The organism is Actinomycetospora sp. (genome assembly GCF_055612215.1).
In genome coordinates, this window is the sequence record NZ_JBVPVA010000115.1 from 1 (window position 1) to 2373 (window position 2373).

The 2373-nt window shown below is 75.6% G+C and carries 4 protein-coding genes; 3 read left to right on the forward strand and 1 reads right to left on the reverse strand.

The window, feature by feature from the left end; all coding sequences use genetic code 11:
* The 3 genes from AC0CYZ_RS02965 to AC0CYZ_RS02975 form a co-directional block, all read left to right on the forward strand.
* Nucleotides 1-566, forward strand: a 566-nt coding sequence (locus tag AC0CYZ_RS02965) for an amidase family protein (RefSeq protein WP_472212196.1), incomplete at its 5' end; no start/stop codon positions are given.
* A 63-nt stretch (nucleotides 567-629) separates the two neighbouring features.
* Nucleotides 630-878, forward strand: a complete 249-nt coding sequence (gene ctaJ, locus AC0CYZ_RS02970; protein ID WP_472212197.1) for an aa3-type cytochrome oxidase subunit CtaJ — start codon at nucleotides 630-632, stop codon at nucleotides 876-878.
* Nucleotides 865-1398, forward strand: coding sequence for a DUF5130 family protein (locus AC0CYZ_RS02975; protein WP_472212199.1), 534 nt, complete (start codon nucleotides 865-867; stop codon nucleotides 1396-1398). Before ctaJ ends, AC0CYZ_RS02975 begins: the two co-directional genes overlap by 14 nt.
* 75 nt (nucleotides 1399-1473) lie before the next feature.
* Here the strand turns inward: AC0CYZ_RS02975 and AC0CYZ_RS02980 are convergent.
* Nucleotides 1474-2373: ERAP1-like C-terminal domain-containing protein (locus AC0CYZ_RS02980; RefSeq protein WP_472212201.1), on the reverse strand; the 900-nt coding region annotated here is incomplete at its 5' end.

Consider the following 2373-nt stretch of genomic DNA (forward strand, 5'->3'; position numbering starts at 1 on the left):
ACACGGCGGGGCTGCTCGCCGGGCTCGGGCACACCGTGGAGCCGGTGGACGTGCGCCTGTCCGACGAGGCGATCGAGGCCTTCCTGACGCTGTGGGCGGTGCTCGCCCTGGCCGAGCCGGTCGCCCCGGAGGACGAGGAGCACCTCCAGCCGCTCACCCGGCTGCTGCGGGCCCGCGGCCGGGAGGTCGGCCCGGCGGCGGCGATGGGCGCCCTGCACGTCGCGCAGGTCGAGACCCGCCGGATCGTCGCGGCCCGCGCCGGGCTCGACGCGGTGCTCACCCCGTCGGTGGCGCTGCCGCCGCGCCCCGTCGGCTGGTTCTCCGCCGACGGCCCGGAGACCGACTTCGCCCGCCAGGTCGCGTTCACGCCATGGACGGCGATCGCGAACCTGACCGGCGAGCCGGCGATCGGACTGCCGCTCGGCTGGCCGGAGGTGGACGGCACGACCCTGCCGGTGGGGGTGACGCTGCGGGGGCGCCGCGGGGAGGAGGCCCTGCTCGTCGCCCTCGGGGCGGAGCTGGAGGCCGCCCGGCCGTGGTCGGGGCGCCGTCCGCCGGTGTGGTGAGGCGGAGCGCCGTCCGGCGCTACGACACGACGTCGCAGGCACTTTCCACTACGGTTCGCTCCCGTGAGCCCGATCGTGACGTTCCTGATCTACGGGGTGATCCCGATCGTCGTCCTGGCGCTCCTGCTGGGCGCCAACGTGCGTCCGTCCGGTCGCCGGGCGGCGCGCTACCGGGTCGGCGACGACTGGCCCCACGACCCGGTGTGGTGGATCGGCAACCCCAAGGGCACCGGCCTGCCCGAGCCGACCGTCGACGCCGTCGGCACCACCGCGACCCGGACGGCCCGAGGAGGCGCACGTGGCACCTGGTGAGACCACGGGACAGGTGGCGCGCCGGCAGGCGGGCTCCGGCGAGACCCCGATCATCAGCGGCGGGGGCCTCGCCGAGGAGCCGGTCGCCGGCCACTCGCGCATCCCGACCGCCTCCGGGCGCATCTCCGAAGCGGCGGACCTCCACTCGGAGGACGACCACGTCCCCTTCTCGTCGTCCCAGCTCTCCCGCATCGACGAGGCCCTGACGCGGACCTCGGCCGAGACGGGGCTGTTGTTCACGCTGTGGGTCGGTGCCCTCGGGGCCCGGACCCGCGAGCGGGCCGAGGAGCTCCACGCCACCCTCGGGGACGCGGCGGCCGACGCCGTGCTGATCGCCGTGTCGCCCGGCGAGCGCGTCGTCGAGGTCGTCACCGGCGAGGAGTCGGTGCGCCGGGTCGACGACCAGGGCGCCAAGATCGCCGTCGGGTCGATGGTGTCGCGGTTCACCGAGGGCGACCTGGTGGGCGGCATCGTCGAGGGCCTGCGCGTGCTGGGCGACCATGCGGGGAGCAAGCACTAGGCGACCACAGGACGCGCCGCTGACGTCTGAGGGAGCGCGAGGCACGAGCGCTCCCTCGGCGTCGGCTTGGCGCGACTAGCTGGCCCCGCTGTCGAACTCGCGCGCCGCGAGGGCCCGGACGATCCCCGCACGCCCCTCGGAGACCAGGCGGCGCAGCGCGGCCGGGTGCTCGTCGGCGAGCCAGCGGTCGGCCGCCTCCACCGTCGCCTGCTCGACGGCCCACGACGGGAAGAGGCCCTGCACCATCGGCTGGGCCTGCTCGGACGAGCGCCGCCCCCACACCGCGTCGACCTCGGCGAAGTACTTCTCGGTGTAGGGGGCCAGCAGTGCGCCCTGGGCGGGGTGCGAGAAGCCCATGATGATCGCGGCGTTGATCGCGTTGGGCAGCGCGTCGTCGTGCACCGCGCGGTCCCACGCCGTCGCCTTGGCCTCCGGCGTCGGGATCAGCGCCCGCGCCCGCTCGGCCATCCGCAACCCGGTCGCGGTGTTGTCGCGCGCCAGCTCGGCCTCGACGTCCGCGCCGCCCGCCGCGCCGTGCGCGACGAGCGCGTGCAGCAGCCGCCAGCGCAGGTCGGTGTCGACGACGAGTCCCTCGAGCGGTGCGGTCTCGTCGCGCCACCCCTGGATCGCCTCGATCGCCTCCGGGGTGAGCACCGACCCGGCCAGCGAGTTGACCATGGCGAGCTGGTGGTCGGAGCCCGGCTCCGCGCGCCGGGCGAGGTCGAGCAGCGTCCCGACGAACGAGGGCCACCCCTGCTCGACCGCCCAGCGCGGCTCGGCGTAGGACGCCAGCGCCGTCTGCGCCTGCAGCAGCAGCCGCTGCACGACGCCGACCTCGCTCTCGGCCGCGAGCCCGTTCAGCACGAGGGTCACGAAGTCACGCGCCCGCAGCTCGGCCTCACGGGTCATCTCCCAGGCCGCCGACCAGCACAGCGTCCGCGGCAGCGGCTCGGCGATGTCGCCGACCCGGTCGAT